The 15410-nt window shown below is 40.3% G+C and carries 10 protein-coding genes; all 10 read left to right on the top strand.

Features of this window, described 5'->3' with window-relative positions; genetic code table 11:
* Nucleotides 1-81: 81 nt before the first annotated feature.
* The 10 genes from rfbC (at nucleotide 82) to J6O61_RS15820 (ending at nucleotide 15400) form a co-directional block, all read left to right on the top strand.
* Nucleotides 82-627: a dTDP-4-dehydrorhamnose 3,5-epimerase gene (gene rfbC / locus J6O61_RS15865; protein ID WP_292215163.1), complete on the top strand. Its 546-nt coding sequence runs from the start codon at nucleotides 82-84 to the stop codon at nucleotides 625-627.
* Nucleotides 624-1625, top strand: a complete 1002-nt coding sequence (locus J6O61_RS15860; RefSeq protein WP_292215162.1) for an ABC transporter permease — start codon at nucleotides 624-626, stop codon at nucleotides 1623-1625. The genes rfbC and J6O61_RS15860 overlap by 4 nt, the downstream gene beginning before the upstream one ends.
* Nucleotides 1626-1740: 115 nt before the next feature.
* Nucleotides 1741-3105 (top strand): ABC transporter ATP-binding protein, encoded by a 1365-nt coding sequence (locus J6O61_RS15855; RefSeq protein WP_292215160.1) that lies wholly within the window; start codon nucleotides 1741-1743, stop codon nucleotides 3103-3105.
* Nucleotides 3106-3184: 79 nt separating this feature from the next.
* Entirely contained in the window at nucleotides 3185-5347 is a 2163-nt protein-coding gene (locus tag J6O61_RS15850; RefSeq protein WP_292215159.1) for a class I SAM-dependent methyltransferase, read from the top strand.
* Nucleotides 5348-5358: 11 nt separating this feature from the next.
* Nucleotides 5359-7467 (top strand): glycosyltransferase family 2 protein, encoded by a 2109-nt coding sequence (locus tag J6O61_RS15845; protein ID WP_292215157.1) that lies wholly within the window; start codon nucleotides 5359-5361, stop codon nucleotides 7465-7467.
* Between the two features lie 59 nt (nucleotides 7468-7526).
* The gene (locus J6O61_RS15840; protein WP_292215155.1) at nucleotides 7527-9563 is read left to right on the top strand and encodes a glycosyltransferase family 2 protein; all 2037 of its coding nucleotides are present in this window, start codon (nucleotides 7527-7529) and stop codon (nucleotides 9561-9563) included.
* A 201-nt stretch (nucleotides 9564-9764) separates the two neighbouring features.
* Nucleotides 9765-11504, top strand: coding sequence for a phospho-sugar mutase (locus J6O61_RS15835; protein WP_292215153.1), 1740 nt, complete (start codon nucleotides 9765-9767; stop codon nucleotides 11502-11504).
* A 100-nt stretch (nucleotides 11505-11604) separates the two neighbouring features.
* A complete protein-coding gene (locus J6O61_RS15830; RefSeq protein ID WP_292215151.1) occupies nucleotides 11605-13017 on the top strand; it encodes a glycosyltransferase family 2 protein in 1413 nt (470 codons plus the stop codon).
* A gap of 11 nt (nucleotides 13018-13028) precedes the next feature.
* The gene (locus tag J6O61_RS15825) at nucleotides 13029-14000 is read left to right on the top strand and encodes a glycosyltransferase family 2 protein (RefSeq protein ID WP_292215149.1); all 972 of its coding nucleotides are present in this window, start codon (nucleotides 13029-13031) and stop codon (nucleotides 13998-14000) included.
* The gene (locus tag J6O61_RS15820) at nucleotides 13997-15400 is read left to right on the top strand and encodes an undecaprenyl-phosphate glucose phosphotransferase (RefSeq protein ID WP_292215148.1); all 1404 of its coding nucleotides are present in this window, start codon (nucleotides 13997-13999) and stop codon (nucleotides 15398-15400) included. The genes J6O61_RS15825 and J6O61_RS15820 overlap by 4 nt, the downstream gene beginning before the upstream one ends.
* The last annotated feature ends 10 nt before the right edge of the window (nucleotides 15401-15410 follow it).

The following is a 15410-nucleotide window of genomic DNA, read 5'->3' as shown; positions in this document are numbered from 1 at the left end:
ATAAAAATAATCGTGTATTTTGTGCACAAGGGACAAATGAGTTTTTAAAGAATAAATATATATAATGGAGATAGTTTAAAAATGGGTAAGATAACAGTAGAGACATGTGAAATCGAAGGACTTAAAGTGATAACACCTACAGTTTTTGGAGATTCAAGGGGCTATTTTGTTGAGACTTACAATAAAAATGATTTTGTGGAAGCCGGAATTGATGTGGAGTTTGTTCAAGACAACCAGTCAGCCAGTCATAAGGGAGTACTTAGAGGTCTTCATTTCCAGAAACAGTTTCCACAGGATAAGCTTGTAAGATGCATCAACGGTGAAGTATTTGATGTGGCTGTAGACCTTAGAAGAGATTCTAAAACTTTTGGAAAATGGTACGGTGTTACTCTTTCAGCAGAGAATAAAAAGCAGTTTTTTATTCCTAAGGGATTTGCTCATGGATTCTATGTTTTATCCGATTATGCTGAATTTGCATATAAATGTTCTGACTTCTACCATCCTAATGATGAGGGCGGTCTTATTTGGAATGATCCGGATATCGGAGTAGAGTGGCCGCTTCTTGACGGCGTAGAAATAGACCTTTCAGACAAGGACACAAAGTGGAAAGGAATTAAAGAGTATTGATCAGGGGGCTTAAGAAACTTCCCAAGCGTGCAGGCTTGGGACTTTTCTACGTGCTGGCAGTTTCACTGGCACTTCTAGTTATTTTTCATACAAACACTCTTGCAGACCCGCACACAGAGATGCTTAAAAAGATATGTGGATGTATCTTGATAGGCATCAGCTGTGTTCTGGTCTTCTTTTGGTATGACAGGCTTTTGGTTTTGCCTGTAGAATTGTACAACTCAAGAAAGCTTATAAAAAGACTTTCTATAAATGATTTCAAGAAAAGATATGCCGGATCATATATGGGAATCGTGTGGGCATTGGCTCAGCCTGTAGTTACTGTTGTGATGTACTACATTGTTTTTGATAAGGTTTTTCAGTCAAGAGCTCAGGCTGTATCTGAAGGTGTTGAAGTTCCATACGTTCTTTTTTTGACAGCAGGCCTTGTGCCGTGGTTCTTCTTTTCAGAGGCTTTAACTAACGGAACCACATCTCTTCTGGAGTATAACTATCTTGTAAAAAAGGTGCTTTTTAAGATAAGTATCCTGCCTATTATAAAGATAATAGCAGCTATGTTTATCCACGTGTTTTTTATCTGTGTACTTTTGGTCATTGCCTGTGTATATGGTTATTATCCAAGTATTTATTGGCTTCAGCTTATTTACTACGTGGGATGCGAGTTTATACTGGTTTTATCCATAAGCTACGCTACCTGTGCAATAGTTGTGTTCTTCAGAGATCTTTTGCAGATTATCAACATTGGTCTTCAGCTTTTTCAGTGGGCGACTCCTATTCTTTGGAATCTTGAGATCATCCCTGATAAATTTAAATGGATTTTTAAGCTGAATCCCATGACATACATTGTTGAGGGGTACAGAAATGCAATCTATGGTGATACGTGGTTCTTTGAACATTTTTATTCTTCCACATATTTTTGGATTTTTGTTGTATCGGTATTCTGTATCGGCTCGCTGATATTCAAACGCTCCAAACCACATTTTGCAGATGTATTATGATACCGAACAAACATGAGGAAGAAGGTATATTTGCCGAATTCCGAATGCTTGTAGGATTGCGGGAACGAAGTGAAGCAATCCGTAGTATCATAACTAACTATGATCGGAGATTTAAATGGATAAAGATATAGCTATCGAAGTCAAAAATCTGACTAAAATATATAAGCTCTACGATAAGCCGATTGACAGGCTAAAAGATTCTCTTGGACTTGCTAAAAGGGGGAAGTTCAAGGAGCACAGGGCACTTAACAACGTAAGTCTTTCTGTAAAAAAAGGCGAGACTGTCGGTATCATTGGAACAAACGGATCAGGAAAGTCTACAATTCTTAAGATCATCACAGGAGTTCTTTCTCCTACTGAGGGCGAAGTTAATGTAGATGGTCATATTTCAGCTCTTTTGGAATTGGGAGCCGGATTTAACATGGAATACAACGGAATCGACAACATTTATCTAAACGGTATGATGATTGGCTTTTCTGAGGAAGAGATAGAAAAGAGGATGGATGCGATTCTAGAGTTTGCTGATATTGGTGACTATGTTTATCAGCCGGTGAAAACATATTCAAGCGGTATGTTTGTGCGACTTGCCTTTGCAGTAGCCATAAACATAGATCCGGAGATTCTTATCGTTGATGAGGCTTTATCGGTAGGAGACGTATTCTTCCAGGCCAAGTGTTATCACAAGTTTGAGGAATTTAAAAAGAAAGGTAAGACAATTCTTTTTGTATCTCATGATTTGTCCAGCATAAGTAAATACTGTGACAGAGCAGTTTTATTAAATCAGGGGGTATTGCTTGGTGAGGGAACTCCCAAAAAAATGATTGATATTTACAAACAGGTTTTAGTCGGACAGTACCCACTTCCGAGTAGCGATGTTGAGAATCTTTTAGATGATGAGTCTATCAGAGAGGCAGCTGCAACTGCTGACAGAAAAGCAGATTCCAAGATTAAAGAGGATAAGAAGGCATCTAAAGTTGACAGAACAGGAAATAACTCTGAAAATTCGGAAACGGTATCTGAAGTTGATGCGCTTGAGTACGGAGATGGAGCTGCTGTTATCACGGAGTATTACATTACTGACAACAAGAATGTTCGCACCAATTCGATTATAAAGGGGACAGACTTTACAGTTCATATGAGAGTTAAGTTCAACAGAGATGTTTCAGCTCCTATTTTTGCCATGACCTTTAAAAATGTTATGGGTATTGAGATAACCGGAACTAATTCCATGGTTGAGAAGGCTTTTCTGGAACCTGTAAAAGCAGGTGCCGAAAAAGACATTACATTTACTCAGAACATGTCCCTTCAAGGCGGGGATTATCTTTTGAGCTTTGGAGTAACAGGCTTTGAGCAAAACGATTTTACAGTATATCACAGGCTTTATGATGCACTTAGTGTATCTGTTGTTTCCGATAAAAATACTGTTGGATACTACGACATGAATACAATATGCAAGGTTAGTGACGCTAAAGAGACTTAAAAATATTAAACAAGTGTTAGAATATTGTTACTTAAAGAGGATTTTGTTGGCATTATAACACTTGCGAGGTACATGCAGAATGCAAGAAGAAATTAAGATTGGAGAAGTTACCCTTAACTTCAGACATTATTCAGGGGTTGATCTTTACAGCGACGGAGCTATTGAGAACGATCTTCTCGAAATTGTAAAAAAGCATAAAAAAGAAGAATATCAGCAGATAATTGAAGAGAGAGCAAATTGGCCTATTCTCTATCATTTATCGGATCAAAGGGCCAATATTGTAGAGTGGATTCCAATGGATCCCAAGGCAAAGGTCTTGGAAGTAGGGGCAGGCTGCGGAGCAATCACAGGAATGCTATCAAGTAAAGCCGGGCAGGTTGTTGCCTGTGACCTTTCAAGAAGGCGCTCTGAGATTAATGCCACCAGAAATCAGGAGTGTTCAAATGTTACTATTCACGTTGGTAACTTTAGAGACATTGAGCCTGATCTTGACAATGATTTTGATTATATTTTTCTGATCGGTGTTTTCGAATACGGTCAGGGCTATATTGGAACTGATAATCCTTACGAGAAGTTTTTGAGAATGCTCTCAAGGCATCTTAAAAAGGGCGGAAGGATTGTAATTGCCATTGAGAATCGTCTGGGGCTTAAGTACTTCGCCGGATGTGCCGAGGATCATCTTGGAAGCTATTTTACCGGAATTGAAGGCTATTCACCGGACAGTGTGGCTAAAACCTTCACCAGAAACGGTCTCATTAACATTTTCAAAAAGTGTGGGATGAATGATTACCATTTCTACTATCCATATCCTGACTATAAGCTTATGACTCTTTTGCACTCGGATTCATATCTCCCCAAATTCGGGGAGCTACAGGATAATGTCAGAAATTATGACAGGGACAGATTGGTGCTCTTTAATGAAAAACATGCTTATGAAGATCTCATTAAAGACGGAATGTATCAGGATTTTGCCAACTCTTTTTTGGTAATTTTAGGTCCCGGATTTGATACAATATATAGTAAGTACAGTAATGACAGGGTGGATGAGTTCAAAATCCGTACTGATATTGCAATAGACAGGGCAGGTAGAAAAATAATAAAGAAGTATCCTTTGACAGAGGCGGCAAAAGAGCATGTCTATGGTATGAGAGATGCTTACCTTGGTCTTGTGGAGAAGTTCAGGGGCGGAGATCTTGAAATCAATGATTGTCAGCTTGACGAAAAGTCCGGATGCGCCATCTTTTCATTTGTTAACGGTGTTCCGTTGTCATCACTTCTCGATGAGTGTATAGATAAGGATGACATTGAAGGATTTAATGCTCTTATAAATGAGTATTATCGGAGAATCAGATATAAAGAGGATTATCCTGTATCGGATTATGACCTTATTTTTTCAAATATTATGGTTAATGGTCCTATTTGGACTATAATAGATTATGAGTGGACCTATGGTAAGTGTATTCCTGCCAAAGAACAGATGTGGAGAGCACTATACTGCTACAGGTTGGAAGATAGGAAAAGAGAAAAGTTTGATCCAAAGCTCTTATTTAACAGGCTTGGCCTTACCGAGAAGGAAATCAGGATTCTTCTTGAAGAGGAATATGCGTTCCAGAAATATGTGACAGGAAATAGAAAGTCAATGGTTGAGATCTGGAAGGAAATAGGTCGCAAGGTCATTGTGCCCAAAGAAGTTGCTTCAGGGACAACAACCGCAGCAAGGCCTGCAGATGTTATTCAGATTTATCTTGATGAGGGCGAAGGCTATTCAGAGGATGAATCAATTTATCCGGAGGAACAGTACGATGAGAAAAATACTGTGAGTCTGGATATCAGGGTAGATTCCGATTGCAAAGTAGCAAGGATTGATCCTGCGTTTGCACCATGTATTGTTACCATTGTTGAGGCTACATGGAATGGCATATCTATTTCTGATGGCGGAGCTGATGTAAATATAAATCCTGTTAACGGACAGTGGATATCTGATGATTCCTTTGTTTTCAACAGTGACGACCCCGGTATAGAATTTAAGCTGACAAGTAACAAGCTCAGTATTCAGGAACGAAACCATTTATGTGTGACTTTATTGACTACGCTTATTCCAAAGAATGCTGCTGATGCAGTGGTAAATTCTATTCCTGAGCTTGAAAATATTTTTGAACCCAAGGAAAATATAATAAAAAAGATTGGAAAAAAGATAATCAGTAAGCGTGAAGAACGTTACTACAAAGACGATGAGGAGTAAATAAAGGGGAAATGCTTAAAGACCTGGCAAAAAGTGCTCTAATAAACATATGTGTAGCTAAATACAACAGAACAGTTAATGCTAAGTCTTCAGCTTATGACAAGTGGCAGAAAGCTATTGAGAAGGAGACTGTTAGAAAGGCAGAAGCTCCTGTGATCATGGAGACTTTGGAAACAGGTGAGGTTGTACCTCACAAAAAGCCGGAGCCTCAGATTAAAATCATACCTTATGCCAAGGTCTGGGAAGCTTCGGGTGTCAAGGACGATGAGAATACTATATATATCTTTGTAAGTCCTAAAGGGAGGCTTACAAAGAGGGCAGCTGATGTCATCAAACAGTATTTTATTGCTCATCCGGAGCATAACGTTGTATATGGAGATGAGGATGAAGTAGGAAACGGTGGCAAGTATATACATCCGTATTTTAAGCCTGACTGGTCCCCGGATTCATATTTAAATGCTTTTTATATAGGCAGTTTTTTTGCCTGCAGATCTGAAATAATGCACGATTCAGCACCTGAGTATGACAATGCTGTCAGGATGCTGGGAGGAGTCTCTAATAAAAAGAATTCACCTGAGCAGATGGGGCTTGAGGCGTCCCTTCTTTCTGCAGATGTTTTGTTTTGCATGCTGGCAATTCATGAAAGAGCTTTTGCTAAAAGAACCGGTATGGAGCTCCCGATTGGTCATATAAGGGAGGTTTTGTTTCATCGAAGCGCTGAGCAGGATGTTTTTTACGGAAGGTCGTTCCACAATTCAAGACATATGCTTTTAAGACCTGCGACAGTCAGTATCATAATCCCGTCAAAAGATCACCCCGAGGTACTTCAACAGTGTATTAATTCTGTTATTGAGACCACGCGTGATGACAATATAAAATACGAAATAATCATTATTGATAATGGTTCTTCTGCGGCCAACAGGGTAAAGTATGGCGTTTATTGCAGCCGTGCACCCAGAAAGAACGGTCTTACCAATATCAATTATATTTATAAGCTTCAGGAGTTTAATTTCTCTGCCATGTGTAACCAAGGGGTGAGAAATTCAAGCGGGGATTACCTTCTTTTCCTTAATGATGACATTGAGGCAAAAAAGGAAGGATGGCTTCGCGAGATGCTTTCCCAGGCTCAGCTTGGACATGTTGGGGCAGTCGGGGCAAAGCTTCTTTACCCGGATTCTGATCTTATTCAGCATGCAGGAATTGCCAATGTAAGGAGAGGTCCTGTTCATAAGCTTCAAAAGATGCATGATGGCAAGAATCACTATTTTGGCTATAACAGAGGGGTTCACAATCATATTGGCGTTACAGCAGCCTGCCTTCTTATAAGCCGCAAGAAATACAATGACGTGGGCGGTCTTTCGGAGGAGCTTAAGGTTGCCTTTAATGATGTGGATTTTTGCTATTCAGTAATAGAGGCCGGATACTACAATGTATGCTGTAATCATATCTATTTGTATCATCATGAGTCTCTTACCAGAGGGCTTGATAATCTTGATCCCAAAAAGATGGAGCGACTTGCCCGTGAGGGAGATGCTCTTATGAGGCGTCATTCCCATTTGTATAATTTTGATCCATTTTATAGTCCACACCTCACTGATGATGAGACTATTTCGGCTATCATACCCAAGGAAGATTATCTGCCTGTAGAGGATATTCCTTACAGCAAGATAACAGCCCAGGATAAAGGAATTGTTGACGCCAGAGAGGATCAGTGCCTTAGGATTGGGTGTGAATATAACGGCACTTTGGACAACTGGCTTTACGGCGTTACTGCTGAGGGCAATGATGAAGGATATTATCTCAAAGGATACAGCTTTGTAATTGGTTCGGACAATGCCATCTTTGAGAAAAAGCTTTTGCTTCGCCTTGTGGAGCGGCATGAGGATGGCGCAGGACCGGCTGATTCAAGGGTGTATGTCGTGCCGTTTTATACCTGGTACAGACCTGACATACGTATAAGACTTCAGGATCAGGTAAATGTCGATCTTACAGGTTATAAAGCCAAGATTAAAAAAGGAGATCTTGCGCCCGGGTATTATCAGATTGGAATGCTGGCTGTTGATAAGACAAGTCATCTTAAGTTGGTTAACTGGGTACCCAATATCCTGAATATTAAGTAAGGCCGGCAATTATTTTATGAGCTGTATTATGTGAAACAGCATTTGATTTGGAGATTTAAATGAGTGATTTAGATTATAAGGCTGCTTATGAGAGAGAAAAGCTGAAAACTGCGGATCTTGCAAGTCGTATAGCAGAGCTTGAAGATAAAAACCAGGAGCTTCAGTTTAAACTGGACAGAATCAAAAACAATCCTATCTGGAAGGCTTCTACACCTGCCCGAAATACCATGCACTGGGTTATCAGGCAGAGGGATAGGATAAGAAATCAGGGTTCTTTAAAAGGTGTTATTGCCAAGATTAAGTATAAGCAGATTGAAAAAAAAGCCATGACTCACTATGGAACTGAAAGCTTCCCAAGTGAAGATACCAGAAAGCAGCAGGAGAATACTGTATTTGAGTATGAACCGCTAATTTCAATCCTTGTGCCTTTGTACAATACTCCCGAGAAGTTTTTGAGAGATATGGTGGAGTCCGTTTTGGCTCAGACTTACAAAAACTGGCAGCTTTGCCTTGCTGACGGATCAGATGCTGAGCATATTGAATCGGTTTCAAGAATTGTAAAAGAGTACCGGGACAAAGATGGGAAAAATCGTATCAGCTACATGAAGCTTGAAAAAAATGAAGGTATTTCAGGAAATACCAACCATTGTCTTGAACTTGCAAAAGGGGAATATATAGGTCTTTTTGACCATGATGATATTCTGCATCCTGAAGTTCTCTACTGGTATGTTAAGGCTATAAATGAGGAAAAGGCTGATTATCTTTACTGTGATGAGACTACCTTTAAAGGTGATGACATCAATAAGATGATAACAATGCATTTTAAGCCTGATTATGCAATTGATAACTTAAGAGCCAATAACTACATTTGCCACTTTAGTGTATTCAAGAGAACTCTTTTGGATGGAACAGAACTCTTTAGGACGAAATTTGACGGAAGTCAGGATCATGATATGATTCTTCGTCTTACAGATAGGGCTGAGCATATAGTACATATTCCAAAGCTTTTGTATTACTGGAGAAGTCATGCAGGCTCTGTGGCATCTGATATTAATGCCAAGCCCTATGCTATCGAAGCGGCAAAGGGGGCGGTGGCAGATCATCTTCGCCGTCATGGTTATGACCACTTTAAGATTACAAGTACCAGAGCTTTTGAAACTATCTTTAAGATTTCATATGAAGTTGTGGGCACTCCAAAAATCAGTATAGTGATCCCAAACTGTGAGCACGCACAGGATCTTAAGAGATGCATTGATTCTATTTATGAGAAATCGGTTTATGACAACTACGAGATAATTGTTGTTGAGAATGGAAGCACAGGATCGGAGATTAAGGGCTATTACGAGGAACTAGGAAACGGCGCCTTAAAGGATATAGTTAAGGTTGTTGACTATTATGAAGGTGGTATTCATTTAAATGCTGATGGTTCAAAGCCATCTTTCAATTATTCGGCAGTTGTTAACTACGGTGTTTCAAAGTCTACAGGTGAGTATGTAGTTCTTTTGAACAATGATACACAGGTTATTACGGTAAATTGGATGGAAGAGCTTTTGATGTACGCTCAGCGTAAGGATGTCGGCGCAGTTGGTGCCAAGCTTTACTTCCCTGACAGGAAGATCCAGCATGCCGGAGTGGTTCTAAAGCTTGGAGCGCACAGGACAGCAGGACATTCCCATTACGGACAGGCAGGAATGAATCTGGGATATATGGGCCGACTTTGCTACGCTCAGGATGTCAGCGCAGTTACAGGTGCATGCCTTATGGTAAGCAGAGCTAAATATGACGAAGTCGGTGGCTTTGACGAGAGTTTCCAGGTTAGTCTTAATGATGTGGACTTTTGCTTAAAGCTTCGTGACAAGGGATACCTGAACGTATTTACACCGTTTGCAGAGCTTTTCCACTTTGAGTCACTTTCCAGAGGCCTTGACCTTGAGGGAGAAAATGCAAGGCGCTACGAGGCAGAGTCAGAGCACTTCAGGACTAAATGGAAAGAAGTTCTTGATAAAGGAGATCCATACTACAATCCAAACTTCTCACTTGACAGAAGTGATTTCAGTTTGAATGTTGAAGGGTATTCCAGCTTAAGAACGCAGTAAGCGGCTTTATATGCTATAATATTATAAGTGTTTCAGAATATTAAACTGTGGAAAGCTACATATTCATTTTAGGGCTTTTGAGCACGCCGGTACTTATGCATTGTTTTTTGATGCATTAGTACCGTTGCGTGCGAGATAGAGTGAAAACGTCCCTGAAATGGATATGTAGCGTCCACAGATAAATACCAGGAGGAAAGAGAGATGAGCAAAGCTACAGAACAATTTGAGTATTGGCTTAACAATGATTATTTCGATCAGGAGACCAAAGATGAACTCCTTGCAATCAGAAATAATGAAGATGAGGTTGAGGATCGTTTTTATAGAGAGCTTGAATTTGGTACAGGCGGACTTCGCGGAGTAATCGGTGCCGGCACCAACAGAATGAATAAATATACTGTAAGAAAGGCTACACAGGGACTTGCCAACTATATCAAGAAGCATGGCGGCGCTGATGCAGCTAAAAAGGGTGTTGCAATTTCTTATGACTGCAGAAGGTTTTCTCCAGAGTTTGCAGAGGAAACAGCTCTTTGCCTTGCTGCTAATGGAATCAAGGCTTACGTTAGTGATATTCTTCGTCCTACACCGGAGCTTTCTTTTGCACTTAGAGAGTTTGGATGTATCGCAGGTGTAATGGTTACAGCTTCACACAACCCGCCTGAATATAACGGATACAAGGTTTACTGGGAGGATGGCGCACAGATTACACCTCCTCACGATACCGGAATCATCAGTGAAGTTATGGCAATTACTGATTACAATGAAGTAAAGACAATGCCAAAGGAAGAAGCTGTAAAGGCAGGTCTTTATGAGTCTTTTGGCGAAGAACTTGATGACAAGTACATGGTTGAACTTAAAAAGCAGATCATTCATCAGGATGTTATTGATGAGATGGCTGATAAGTTTACAATTGTTTATACACCATTCCATGGAACAGGAAATCTTCCTGTCAGACGAGTTCTTAAAGAGCTTGGATTTAAGAATGTATTTGTAGTTCCTGAACAGGAGCTTCCGGATCCTGATTTCACAACACTTGAGTATCCTAACCCCGAGGATCCTAAGGCATTTAAGCTGGCTCTTGAGCTTGCAAAAGAAAAAGATGCAGATATCGTTCTTGCTACTGACCCTGATGCAGATCGTCTTGGAATCTATGCAAAAGATACAAAGACAGGCGAGTATGTTGGATTTACAGGAAATATGTCAGGTATGCTCATTGGTGACTATATTTTAAGAGAGCGCACAAAGACAAACACAATGCCGGCTAACCCTGCATTTGTTACTACAATCGTTACTACAAACATGGCTAAGGCTGTTGCTAAGAAGTACGGCTGCCACTACATTGAAGTTCTTACTGGATTTAAGTACATCGGCGAGCAGATCAAGCTCTTTGAACAGAACGGTCAGTCTCACAACTATGTATTTGGTCTTGAGGAGTCCTATGGATGTCTTGCAGGAACACACGCAAGAGATAAGGATGCTGTTGTTGCAGTTATGTGTCTCTGCGAGCTTGCTGCTTTCTACAAAAAGCAGGGCAAGAGCGTATGGGACGCTATGATCGATATGTACGAGGAGTACGGTTATTACAAGGAAGGCCAGTACTCAATCACAATGAAGGGCAAGGAAGGCGCAGAGCAGATCGCAGCACTTATGGATAAGCTCCGCAGCAATCCACCTAAGGAATTTGGTCAGTGGAAGGTTGAAGAGTTCAGAGATTACAAGACAGGTAAGACTCTTGAAATGGCTACAGGTAAAGAAGGCGAGACAGGACTTCCTACATCAAATGTTCTTTACTTTGCACTGGATAATGACGCTTGGTGTTGCGCAAGACCTTCAGGAACTGAGCCTAAGATTAAATTCTATATGGGAGTTAAGGGTAAAGACCTTGCTGATGCAGACAAGCTTCAGGATGAACTTACTAACGCTGTAAAGGCTGTAATAGGCTGAGAACACTTGACGAGGTAATTTCGAGTCTGGTGTGAACGTGTTTTGGCGAAGCATTAGCTGAGAGCAAAACTTCCTTATAAAAAATGGAGAATTATTTCACATGAGCATAAAGAATGCGGCAAAGAAAACAATAGCATATGCAAAACGCAATGGCTTAAAGCCCGCATTCTTTGCTGCTCTTGAGAGAATCTCCAATAATTTCAATGAAAAATATACTTATAATAATCTGTCCGAAGCTGTACTTGCAGAACAGAAACAGGAATACAAGTCTTTGGCAGAAACAGGAGGCGCTGTGCGTTTTAGCATCGTAGTGCCTCTTTTTAATACTCCTGAAAATTACCTTCGCCAGATGATTGATTCTGTAATTAACCAAACATATGGGAACTGGGAACTGGTACTTGCAGATGCATCCTTGGAAGAATCAGATCTGGTAAAAGAATATGTGAAGGAGGATCCCAGAATCAAGTATTATCATCTTGATTCCAATGATGGAATTTCAGAGAATACCAACAGAGGTATTGAGAAAGCTAAGGGCGATTACATAGGTCTTTTGGATCACGATGATATCCTTACTCCCGATGCCTTGTTTGAAATGTCCAGAGTTATCATAAAGAGCATGAAAAGAAACCGCCTGTCTCAGTTTCAGGCATGCCCCATAAGGCTTATCTATTCTGATGAAGACAAATTTGATGACAATAAGAATTTATACTATGAGCATCATGCAAAGCCTTCTTTTAATCTGGATTATCTTTTGTCCAATAATTATATCTGCCATTTTACTGTAATGAGAGCAGATGTTATAAAGAGGCTTAAATTCAGAAAAAAATACGACGGAGCTCAGGATTTTGATTTATTTCTTAGGGCTACTTTAGAGGCAACTTTGTCTATGCCTATGGCACAGGATCAGATAGCGCATATAGATAAAGTTCTTTATCATTGGAGATGTCACAAGGGATCTACTGCGGCCAATCCGACCAGTAAGATGTATGCTTATCAGGCAGGGCAAGATGCTGTACGAGACAATATGAAAAGCTTTGGCATAGACTGCGAAGTAGTAGGGCTACCTCATCTTGGTTTCTATCGCATTAATTATACACAGGATATCTTTTCTCAGAGGAAGGATATAGGATGTGTCGGAGGTAAGCTCGTTAACAAGAAAGGCAGAATCGCAGGTGGTATTTATAAGAAGGATGGCACTTCTCTCTATAAGGGAATGCGAGTCTACTATAGTGGCGGTCTTCAGCACAAGGCTGTAGTACAGCAGGATTGTTTTGCAGTAGATATAAGGTGCATGAACTTAAGACCGGAACTTGCGAAAGTGTTTAATGAAATTGCAGGTTTTGATTACGTGGATGAATCTACAGGTAATACTGAATCATTAAAATCTTATCGTGAAAAGATTGATACTTTGACAGAGGAAGAAATCCTTAGGATTAACCTGAAAATCGGTGAAGAGATGAAAAGGCGTGGACTTAGAGTTATGTGGGATCCGCAGATCATAAGGAATATATGAGGACATCGCTTATGGATAAAGTAGGCGTTATTATACCTAATTACAATGGAAAAAAGTTTTTGACTGATTGCCTTGAAAGTTTAAAAAAACAGACTTTTAGGGATTTCAGAGTGTATATAATTGACAATGGCTCAACTGATGGAAGTCAGGAGTTTATAGCGCATAATTATCCGAGGGTGACACTGGTTGCTCTTCCGGAGAATACGGGATTTGCCCACGCTGTGAATGTGGGAATAAAATCCTGTGATGCGGAATATGTTTTTTTATTAAATGATGATACTGTCTGCTGCGAAGATGTCTTGGAAAAGCTCGTTGCAACAATGGACAGAAAAAAGAAGATATTCAGTGCTCAGGCAAAAATGCTTCAGTTTAAAGAGCCGCATCTTATTGATGATTCGGGTGATTTGTACTGCGCTCTTGGATGGGCTTTTTCACCGGGAAGAGATAAGGACAATAAGTATTTTTCGGGCTTAGAGCCTGTGACCAGCGCCTGTGCCGGAGCTGCAATTTACAGAAGAGAGCTCTTTTCAGAGGTGGGGCTGTTTGATGAGGTACATTTTTGTTACCTTGAGGATGTGGATATCGGCTACAGGGCAAGGCTCAAAGGTTATATAAATGTTTGTGAGCCCAAGGCTGTTGTTTATCATGCAGGGAGCGGAACAAGCGGCTCAAGATATAACAGATTTAAGGTTGAACTTACGGCTGGAAATAATTTATACTTTATCTATAAAAATATGTTGCTTTGGCAAATAGTGATAAATCTGCCGCTTATTATAGCAGGCATATTGATAAAGCATGTTTTCTATACAAAGAGGGGACTTGGAGGAGCACATCTAAAGGGGCTGTCTATAGGCTTTTCCAAGATTATAAATAATGCCGACAAAAAAGTGGCATTTGGGAGAAAAGAAATTTTTAACAGTTTTAGGATGCAGCTGGAGCTGTGGATTAACTGTGCCAGGAAGTTTGGGGCTGTATTTTTATGATAAAAGACAATCAGGTTCATTTAAACAGGGCGCACGTGGTTGCGGACGGGCTCATTGTAGCCGGTTCTTACATTGCGTCTTATTTTATAAAGTTTGAATTATTTAGTAAGAGACTTCCGGGTGGTCATTTGCCTATGGAAATCTACTTCAGAGCGCTTTATTTTTTGGTGCCTGCGTACCTTGTTCTTTACTATATGGTTCAGCTTTACACACCCAGGCGAGCCCTCAGAATGTGGGATGAGTTCATGGATGTGGTCAAGGCCAATGTGGCTGGAATCCTCGGCTTTTGGGTAATTCTTTTCCTTTTAAAGCACAACGACTTTTCGCGATCAATGATGATTATATTTGCAGTGCTCAATGTAACATTTGCAACTGCCTTCAGAATTGTGCTTAGAAAGTTTCTCAGATATATCAGGAAAAAGGGATACAATTTAAAACACGTTTTGCTGGTTGGCTACTCAAGGGCAGCAGAAGGTTATATCAGTCGTATTCTTGACAATCCGCAATGGGGCTATGAGATTGCAGGCGTTTTGGATGATTTTGTACCTCTTGGAACCAATTACCACGGAGTTAAGGTTGTAGGCAAAATCGAGCAGCTGGGGCTTTACCTTGAAAATAACAATTATGATGAGATAACGATAACACTTCCTTTGGATGATTATGACAGATTGGAAGAGCTTGTGGCACAGTGTGAAAAATCAGGTGTTCATACCAAGTTCATTCCGGATTATTCATCTCTTTTTCCGAGTAATCCTTACACAGAGGATGTTCAGGGAATGCCGGTCATCAACATAAGATATGTGCCCCTTTCCAATTCATTCAACAAGGTAGCAAAAAGACTGGTGGATATTGTGGGATCTTTATTTGCTATTATTCTCTTTTCACCTGTCATGCTGGCTGCGGCTATTGCAGTTAAGGCTACAAGTAAGGGGCCTATTATATATAAGCAGGAGAGAATCGGCCTTGGCGGTGTTCCTTTTAAGATGTATAAGTTCAGAACCATGAAGGTTCAGACTGAGGCGGAGGAAAAGAAGGGCTGGACGACAAAGGGGGATCCGAGAGTTACCAAGGTTGGAGCAATTCTTAGAAAGACCAGTATTGATGAGATGCCGCAGTTTTTTAACATATTTATCGGTCAAATGTCTCTGGTTGGACCTCGCCCAGAGAGACCGCAATTTGTTGAAAAGTTTAAAGAGCAGATCCCACGTTATATGGTGAAGCATCAGGTTAGACCGGGACTTACCGGCTGGGCTCAGATAAATGGTTATCGCGGTGATACTTCTATCAGGAAAAGAATTGAATACGATATTTATTACATCGAAAATTGGACCATGACTTTTGATTTCAAGATAATGCTTGGAACTATCCGTTACGGTTTTGTCAATAAGAATGCTTACTAAAAATACATAT

The sequence above is a fragment of the Butyrivibrio sp. genome (genome assembly GCF_017635265.1).
Taxonomy (GTDB): domain Bacteria; phylum Bacillota; class Clostridia; order Lachnospirales; family Lachnospiraceae; genus Butyrivibrio.
Note: the sequence above shows the minus strand (reverse complement) of the source record. Positions and strands in the feature narration are given on the sequence as shown.

Coding starts and splice junctions, on each gene's coding strand:
- rfbC (WP_292215163.1), top strand. CDS start 82: ATGGGTAAGATAACAGTAGAGACATGTGAAATCGAAGGACTTAAAGTG.
- J6O61_RS15855 (WP_292215160.1), top strand. CDS start 1,741: ATGGATAAAGATATAGCTATCGAAGTCAAAAATCTGACTAAAATATAT.
- J6O61_RS15850 (WP_292215159.1), top strand. CDS start 3,185: ATGCAAGAAGAAATTAAGATTGGAGAAGTTACCCTTAACTTCAGACAT.
- J6O61_RS15845 (WP_292215157.1), top strand. CDS start 5,359: ATGCTTAAAGACCTGGCAAAAAGTGCTCTAATAAACATATGTGTAGCT.
- J6O61_RS15840 (WP_292215155.1), top strand. CDS start 7,527: ATGAGTGATTTAGATTATAAGGCTGCTTATGAGAGAGAAAAGCTGAAA.
- J6O61_RS15835 (WP_292215153.1), top strand. CDS start 9,765: ATGAGCAAAGCTACAGAACAATTTGAGTATTGGCTTAACAATGATTAT.
- J6O61_RS15830 (WP_292215151.1), top strand. CDS start 11,605: ATGAGCATAAAGAATGCGGCAAAGAAAACAATAGCATATGCAAAACGC.
- J6O61_RS15825 (WP_292215149.1), top strand. CDS start 13,029: ATGGATAAAGTAGGCGTTATTATACCTAATTACAATGGAAAAAAGTTT.
- J6O61_RS15820 (WP_292215148.1), top strand. CDS start 13,997: ATGATAAAAGACAATCAGGTTCATTTAAACAGGGCGCACGTGGTTGCG.